The organism is Pontibacter diazotrophicus, assembly GCF_003367245.1.
Taxonomy (GTDB): domain Bacteria; phylum Bacteroidota; class Bacteroidia; order Cytophagales; family Hymenobacteraceae; genus Pontibacter; species Pontibacter diazotrophicus.
In genome coordinates, this window is the sequence record NZ_QRGR01000022.1 from 129,464 (window position 1) to 137,935 (window position 8,472).

The 8,472-nt window shown below is 45.7% G+C and carries 4 protein-coding genes and 1 rRNA gene; 1 reads left to right on the forward strand and 4 read right to left on the reverse strand.

The window, feature by feature from the left end; genetic code table 11:
- Positions 1 to 173: 173 nt before the first annotated feature.
- From DXT99_RS19045 to DXT99_RS19060, 4 genes are read right to left on the reverse strand one after another with little or no spacing between them, the layout of a single operon-like run.
- Positions 174 to 1,376, reverse strand: coding sequence for a sensor histidine kinase (locus DXT99_RS19045; protein WP_115567176.1), 1,203 nt, complete (start codon positions 1,374 to 1,376; stop codon positions 174 to 176).
- The gene (locus DXT99_RS19050) at positions 1,366 to 1,938 is read right to left on the reverse strand and encodes a chemotaxis protein CheB (RefSeq protein WP_115567177.1); all 573 of its coding nucleotides are present in this window, start codon (positions 1,936 to 1,938) and stop codon (positions 1,366 to 1,368) included. The genes DXT99_RS19045 and DXT99_RS19050 overlap by 11 nt, the downstream gene beginning before the upstream one ends.
- Positions 1,938 to 2,768, reverse strand: coding sequence for a CheR family methyltransferase (locus tag DXT99_RS19055; protein ID WP_115567178.1), 831 nt, complete (start codon positions 2,766 to 2,768; stop codon positions 1,938 to 1,940). Before DXT99_RS19055 ends, DXT99_RS19050 begins: the two co-directional genes overlap by 1 nt.
- Positions 2,758 to 6,768, reverse strand: a complete 4,011-nt coding sequence (locus tag DXT99_RS19060) for a response regulator (protein ID WP_115567179.1) — start codon at positions 6,766 to 6,768, stop codon at positions 2,758 to 2,760. The genes DXT99_RS19055 and DXT99_RS19060 overlap by 11 nt, the downstream gene beginning before the upstream one ends.
- A 1,486-nt stretch (positions 6,769 to 8,254) precedes the next feature.
- Between DXT99_RS19060 and DXT99_RS19070 the strand changes: the two genes are divergently transcribed.
- Positions 8,255 to 8,472 (forward strand): 16S ribosomal RNA (locus DXT99_RS19070); the annotation flags it as partial.

Consider the following 8,472-nt stretch of genomic DNA (forward strand, 5'->3'; position numbering starts at 1 on the left):
TAACGCATACTGTGTTATACAGAAGGAGAAACGCCCCCTGGTATAACCTTTTACCAGAAACTTGCTTGAAAAGCAAAAATTGTACTGCCTCCAAAGAGTTGGAAGTGTGGTGGCGCTGTTGCAATAACTTTAAAGCATAGGCGGATGCATGTGCAGGAATGGTTTAGCGGGTCTTACTTAAGGTAGACATTAAAAACTGATCCCTTCCCTACCTCACTGTCAAATTCGATTTTCCCGCCGCAGTTTTCAACGATTCTCTTCACGATTGCCAGCCCCACGCCTGTACCCTCCACGTGCGTATGCAGCCGCTTAAACATACCAAATACTTTTTGCTGGTCCTGCTTTCTCAGGCCAAGGCCGTTATCCCGTACGGTAAGAAGCGTAAAATCATTTACGGCAGTTGTAGTCACCATTATTTCAGGCTTTCTGTCGGGGGAACTGTATTTAATGGAATTGGAGACCAAGTTATAGAGGATACTCCGCAGGTTCTTTCTGGAAAAAGAAATCTCCGGTGCCTGCGAGAAATCATCCGTTATCACCGCATCGTGTTCCTCCATCATGTCTTTGATGTTGAGTTTTACTTCTTCCAGTAACTCTTTAAAACTAACCTTATCTTTTTCTGCTGCAGCCTCATATTGCACTTTCGCTACTTCTGTTAAATCCAGCAGTATGTTCTTAAAGCGGCTGATAGAACTGTGCATCATTTCCATGATGGGCGCCACCCCCTCCGGATGAGGCCCCTTGTCCTGTAAGGTTTCGTGCAGCGCTGTCATCAGTCCCTCAATGTTGTTGATAGGCGCTTTCAGATCATGCGACGCAGTATATACAAAATTATCCAGGTCTTTATTTACCATGGTGAGTTCCCTGGTGCGCTCTTTCACCCGTTCCTCCAGTTGCTGGTTTATTTCAGCTGTTAGCTTGTTCACCTTCTCAAGCTCTTTCTTCTGCAGGTAAAACCGAACAAACGTAGATACTTTTGCCTTGGTGATGTAAGGGTGAAGGGGTTTAAACAGGAAATCCACAGCTCCGGCTTCGAAGCCCTCTATTACGTGTGCATCCTGCTCGTCTATAGCGGTAACAAAAATGATGGGGATGTTCCTGGTTTTGGAGATGTCCCGGAGGTAGCGTGCTACCTCGTAACCGTTCATGCCAGGCATCTGCACATCCAGCAAAATCAGGGCAAGCTCTTCCTGTAAGGCAATTTTTAAAGCCTCCTCCCCGGAACTGGCAAAAAGGTAAGTGATATTTTCATCTTCCTTTGTAAGTAAGCTTTCAAGGCTGACCAGGTTTTCAGTCTTGTCATCAACCAAAAGAATTTTTACCGGGTGTATCCCGGAAGCTAAGGCAGCTGGTTGAGTATATGGGTCAGTGGTCATGTAAAGAGAGTAAAAATGATTGAATACGCTCTAATTTCATTATCCTGCAGTCAGGGATAATATCTATAGCCGATAAAGGCATGGTGTTTACTTCAGCCTCTTCAGGATCCTGTACGATGGCCATGCCTCCTTTACCAAAGATATAACTTAATCCTGAACTTCCATCTTTACTGGCCCCACTCAAGAGAATTCCGATAGTATTTTTACCAAAAACATCCGCAGCACTCGTGAAGGTCACATCGATGGAAGGCCGTGAATAATTCTCTAACTCTGAAACATCTAATGAAAAAGTAAAGTCTTTCTCCAGCAGCACATGATAGTTGGATGGTGCCAGGTAAATATGTCCCGGCGCCAGCTTTTCCTTCTCCTCTATCTCCACAGCCTTCAAAGCCAGTCGCTTCACAAACAGCTCCTGCAGGTTCCCCTCTACGGTGCGCAGCCTGTGCAGCACCAGTATGATAGGGATGGGATACGTTGCCGGCAGATCCTTTAATATAGACAGCGAGGCATGAATCCCTCCCCAGGAGCCTCCCATTACTATCAACTTTGTTGATGTTTCCATCAGCCTGTTTTGCGGTATATCCTGTTCACCTTATCTGCGGGATTATAGCTGCTGCTGATTTGCGACATAGACAAGGTTTCTTTCTTCCCAAGGGCCAGGTAACCCAGGCTCACCAGGCTTTCATCAAATAGCTTGAAAACCCGCTCCTGGAGCTCCCGGTTAAAGTAGATGAGCACATTTCGGCATAAAATCAGGTGAAACTCATTAAAAGAAGTATCACTCGCCAGGTTATGCGGGTAGAACACCACATTCTTTATCAGGGACGAATCGAATATTACACTGCCGTAGTTGCTGTTATAATAGCGTGAAAACTCCTGAGTACCTCCTGAAGCATAATAACCGGCCGTATAGCCCGCCATGTTAGCAGCTGAAAAAATGCCTTCTTTCGCCTGCTTCAGCACTTTCTGGTTTATGTCTGTGGCATAAATCTTTGTTCTGCCCAACAGGTCTGCCTCCTGTAAAAGTATAGCCAGCGAGAAAAGCTCTTCGCCAGTGGAGCAACCGGCGTCCCATATTTTAATAAAAGGGTAAGTGGAAAGGATAGGCAGCACATTATTGCGCAGCGACAGAAAGAAAGAAGGATCGCGGAACATCTCCGTCACATTCACGGTAATTTCCTGCAGGAAATTCTCAAAGAAATAACTGTCGCCCATCAGTGCTTTCCGCAGATCTTCTAAAGAACTCAGTTGCCTGTGCGTCAAAAACCGCTTAATCCTCCTGTAAACCGATGCCCGCGCATAGCCATTAAAGTCATACCCGTACTGGGTGTGCAGCTCTTTGATCAGCGCCTCAACATCCTGCTCAAAATGAGCATCATCACTAAACTTCATAAAGCCAAACCCGCATTAAGGTTAACAACTTGTCTGTGTCTACTGGTTTAGGCACATAGTCTGAGGCACCTGCTTCCATACACTTCTCTTTATCTTCTTTCATAGCTTTGGCCGTAAGGGCAATAATAGGAAGTTGCTTAAAACGTAGATTTTCCCGGATTCGTTTTGTTGCCTCAATGCCGTCCATTTCCGGCATCATCACATCCATTAGCACGATATGGATTCCCTTTTCCGTTTCCAGCTTCTGAAGCGCCTCTTTACCATTGTATGCAGCTATCACCTCCATACCATGCAGTTCAAGCAAGCTACTTAAGGAATAAATGTTACGAACATCGTCATCTGCCACCAGCACTTTCTTACCTAGTAAAATCTCTTCCGGCACGTGAAGCTTCATTTTAAACTCATTCCCCGTCGGAAGCTTCTGGTTTACCTTGTGCAGGAACAACTGCACCTCATCGAGCAGGCGCAAATAAGAGTATTCATTTTTGATAATAATAGTGTTGGCAAACTCTTTCAGCGCATTCTCTTCCTCCTCGGTCAGGTCCTTTCCCGAATAGATGATAATCGGAATAGCCGCAAGGCCTTTCTGAGACCTGAGGTTTTTCATCCACTCATACCCTTTCATGCCCGGCAGGTTCAGGTCTAGGATAATGCAATCCACTTTCTGCCTGGCCAGTATACGCTCCGCCTCCTCGGCAGAGTATGCGGATGTTGACTTAAGGCCATGCGCCAGCAGCAGCTCCGCCACCGCCTTGTTCTCAACCTCATTATCCTCCACAATCAGGATGTTCTCGATGGAGGCGTCTGATAATTCGGAGATAGTGTTAAATGCGTTGTTCAGCATTTCAAGTGTTACCGGCTTGGGCAGATACTCTTCTTTATCTGCAGCCTCTCCAATCACCTCTTGGTCGTAAGCCGACATCACGTGCACGCTGGTATGGCGCAAGTCCTTATCTTCCCTTATCTGCTTCAGCACCTCCCAGCCGGTGGTATCCGGCAGGTGGATATCAAGCAGGATAGCATCGGGCTTCTCTTCCCTGGCCAGCCGAAGCCCCTCTTCTCCGGTATAGGCCTGGTAAATTTTAAAGTTCTTGGCAGCGGCGAAATCAGCCAGTATGTCGCTGAACCCTTTGTCGTCTTCCACTATCAGCACATTGACAGCCCTTTTATCCTTTGGCTCTATCTTATTGAAAATATGCCGCACCGATTCTGATTTTGTTACAGAAGGGGCTGCTGTCTCCTTCGCCGGCTCTGTTCTTCGTGCCTCTGCAAATGGTGCCCTTGGCAGGTACAGTGTAAAGGTGCTTCCCTTGCCCGGCTCGCTTTCCAGCATTAGCTCACCACCTAAGAGCGTTGCCAGTTCTTTGCTGATGGTGAGCCCAAGCCCGGTGCCCCCATACTTGCGGGTAGTGGAGGTATCCTCCTGCTGGAATGCCTCAAAAATTACCTCCTGCTTCTCTTTGGATATACCAATACCCGTGTCTCGCACAGAAAAAGCAATAATATCTGCTTGCTCCCGGAGCTGCTCTGACTTAAACGCCGGTTTCTTATGGACCGGATAAATGGAAAGCTCTACCTCGCCTCCCTCTCCTGTGAATTTTATAGCATTCCCGATAAAGTTCTTCAGGATTTGCTCTAAGCGGAAATGGTCCGTCACAATGGTGTCGAAGCTGCCTGGGGTAAAGTGCTCGCTGAAGCGGACTTTCTTTCTGGCAGCCATTTCTCCGAACAAAGGCTCCAGCGATATCTCCTCCAGCTTTATCTCATCCGTCTCCAGCCTGATCATACCTGACTCTATCTTCGATAGATCCAGAATCTCATTGATGAGTTTCAGCAGGTCGTTGCCCGACTTATGGATGATGCTGGCATGGTCAATCTGCTTTGTTGATAAAGTGTTCTCCACGTTATCGGCCAGCAGCCTGGAAAGGATCAGGATGCTGTTCAGAGGCGTGCGCAGCTCATGCGACATGTTTGCAAGAAAGTCGCTCTTATACTTACTCACGGTTTCCACCTGTTGTATCTTCAGCTCAATGGCTTCCCGCGCGCCTTCCAATGCCTTGTTTTTAGTATTGAGGGCTTCGTACTGCTCTTCCAGCAACTGCGCCTTTTCTTCCAGTTCCGAGTTCTTCTCCTGTAGCTCCTCCTGGTTCACGCGCAGTTCTTCTTCCGATGCCTTTAGCTCCGCATTCAGCTGGCGCAGTTCTTCCTGCTGTGTTTCCAGTTCCTCGGCCTGGTTCTGTGTTTCGTAGAGTAGCTCCTGCGTTTGAAGGTGTACTTTTAGCGTATGCACTACCACAGAGATTCTTTCAGAAACGGCATTAAAGAACTTCTGCTGCAGCGCACTGTATGGCTGGCGGGCGCAAAGCTCCAAGGCTCCCACCAGACTGGATGAAAAATAAAGCGGTATGATAATGATGGAAGCCGGTTCAATATCAGAAAGTCCTGTTTTAATCTTCATGTACTCCTCCGGCACATCCTCCAGCACTTTCACTTTTCTTTCGCTTACCACCTGCCCTACTTTGCCTGTACCTACCTCAAAAGATGGAAGTTGATCTCTGCTGTACTGTATGCCGTAACTGGCTGCAGGCTCCAGTTTGCCGCTGTTGTTGTGTAAGTACAGGATCCCTGCCTCAGAACCGGAATAATCACACAAAAAGGAAATGGCTTTGTCAGCTATGCTATTCAACGCTGTTTCTCCGCCAAGCAGGTTGTTCAGTTCTGATACCCCCGTCAGAACCCAACTCCTGTTTGAGTTTTCAGAGGTAAAGACCTGAAGGCTTTCCTTCATGTCTTTGATAGCATAACTCAGCACATCCTCCTTACTCTGTACAGCTACTTCTACATCGTATCTGCCATTCCCGATAGCCTGCGCTACCCGCGACAGCGCAATGTTCTTTTCCAGCACACCTCTGAAAGACGCTGCCACACTGCCAATTTCATCATCGCTGTCAACATTAATCACCACATCAGTAGCACCCAGCTTTATCCGGTCGGCAGCTATTTTTAAGGTAGCGAGCGATTTAGAGATGGTATTGATAATGTAGATACAAAGCACAACCGCCATACCTAAAAGCAAAAGCACAACCATGATCAGGAATGTCAGGTATTGCTGCTTCTGGCTGCTCTCTGCACTTACCTGTTCCACGATCCTGTTTATCAATACCCCCTCCGCTCTCCTATATTCTTCAATGCTTTGCGTGAATACATTGAAAGTCGTGGTTGTTTCGAAACCTGACACATCAAGCGACGGATTGTTTTCTATTGCCTGCAGGATGGCAGCTATCTGTTCATAATTATCAGATGAGCGGATACCCTGGACCTCATTTAATGACGCGCTATTAGCATAGCGGTTAAAATTTCTCAGAGCGCTGTTGTAAAAACTGATTTGAGATTTAACCAGCGCATAATCATTATAAGAAAAAATGCCGTTCTGAATAACCCGCATCAACAGACTTCTGATTCTGCCTAACTGTATTTTCGCCTCTGCCAGGTTTCTGAAACTTATTAATTGCCTTCCTATCTCCACATCACTGATACCTGTTGCATTGGCATCCAATCGGTCCAGGAAAGTAAAGATTAAATCAGTTGAATACCTCCTGAACTCCATAACATCCAGTTCGTCTCTATCCAGGTCATTACGATACCTGTTAAGGTCGTTCAGCAATGCCAGTTCAGGAAACGAACGGCCGGAGTCTTCCAGAAAATCGTTCAGGTTTCTTACTGCTGCATCTGTTGCGGCTCTTTGTGCTTTTGCTTCAAGTAAAAAAGTAGATTCCCCTCCTGAAGCTGCCAGAATACGCGCCCGCTCCTTCTGGAATGCATGTATAAGATTAGAAATTTTTTCAGATTCCGTTAGTTGGACCATTTCCTGCTTCAATTTGTTATTCTCCTCCAGTTCACGCTGAACTGTGATAGTAACAAAGTAAATAAGAGGAAGCAGCAGCAGGGATAGTAGTAGTAATAATTTATTCCTAATTTTTAAACGATTGACTAAGTTCATCGAAAGGGCTTGATTTCTATTTTAAGGGGCAATGAACACGCAAATTAAATAAACGCTCTTAATATCTTCTATAAATGTTCTCCAGCAAAGAGAAAACAATAACTGTAAAGCAGAGACATATACTTTGTAATAACCCTCCACATCGCATTTCAGTCATCATCAGTGCTCCCAATTCACCCAGAGTCACTTATAATATAAAAAGAAATGACGCACAAAAGCCTCACCAGGACAACCTCTTTATAGAAAGCAACAACATTGTTTATTTGACTCCAGCGGAACACCCTATTTATGATTCAGTCATAAATTCATAAGTCCCTACATCTGGAGCCAAAAATGCTAAGCAAGCATCAAGCTATTGAATAGTTGATGAAACAATATTTAACATAATATTTGCACTGCAGAAACAAGATTGAAACTTTCAGAAGTTTTGCAACAATTTGCATTAAGCGTAAGGAGTTACATAGCAACAGAAAGTCTAAATCTCCAGGATTCTCCCACACCGGGACTTCTGTGAAAAACTCATGTATCTTCCTCAGTGCGCAAACACTGTAGGAAGATACATTTCTATAAAAAATAAGCCTCCTTGAGAACTTTAGATATCAATACCCTGCGTCGGCTTTGAGATGAAGGCGATACATATAGAAGTAGATCGACGCGGGAACATCCACAGATAAACTTCAGTTTCGTCTTCTTTTACCGAAAACAGTACCCAAAAACTCTTCTCCTAGGGAACTCCGCCCATTAGGAGATGTGTTATACATCTCGTGAAGGTAAAATAAATCCGATTGATCTTGAGGGCTTACCATCTTGTGAAGGTAAAATAAATCCGATTGATCTTGAGGGCTTACCATCTTGGTGCAGAAAACTTTCTTGGTGCAGAAAACTTTGCGTCCAACTATCGTATCGGATTTGCACAAGAGCAGTGGAGCCTGAGAGAGAAACTTTCCCTCACTGCTTGCAAAGCGGGAAAAGCTTCTTACCTTTGCATCCCGTTTCAGCAGGAGGCGGTCAGTGAGAGGGCTGCTAACACAGGCTCTACGAACTAAAGAAGGTCGGGAGAAAGAAAGAAAAAACTTCTCTCCGGGCATTGCGGAAAGAGAAGAGTTTCGTACCTTTGCAACCCGCTTCAGAAGGAAGCCGGGAGTGATGAAAAGAAAAAGAGACAGAAAATAAAATTTTCTTCTTTTCATTGCGGATTCAGAAAATATTCTTACCTTTGCATCCGCTTCCTCAAAACAAGGCAACAGGCCTTGCGGAAAAGAGAGAAAAAACACCGGCAGTTGTTACTGCCACAAGGAAAAGAAAGATGTTCTTTTCACTACGTTCTTTGAGAGATTGATTGAGACAGAAATTTAAGGTAATCCGCGCGGGTGATTGAGAAATCAGCTGCGTCAATTCCTTCCTCTTATGAGGGAGTGAGAAATTTTAGGGAAGCCGGGGTCGGACGAACATATTGGCAGTAGCGATACTGCCTGAAGTAACTATTACAATGGAGAGTTTGATCCTGGCTCAGGATGAACGCTAGCGGCAGGCCTAATACATGCAAGTCGAACGGACTCAGGGGCTTCGGTCCCTGGGTTAGTGGCGCACGGGTGCGTAACGCGTATGCAACCTACCTTCTATTGGGGGATAGCCCACCGAAAGGTGGATTAATACCGCATAACACCATGACATGGCATCATGTTACGGTTAAAGTTTCGGCGA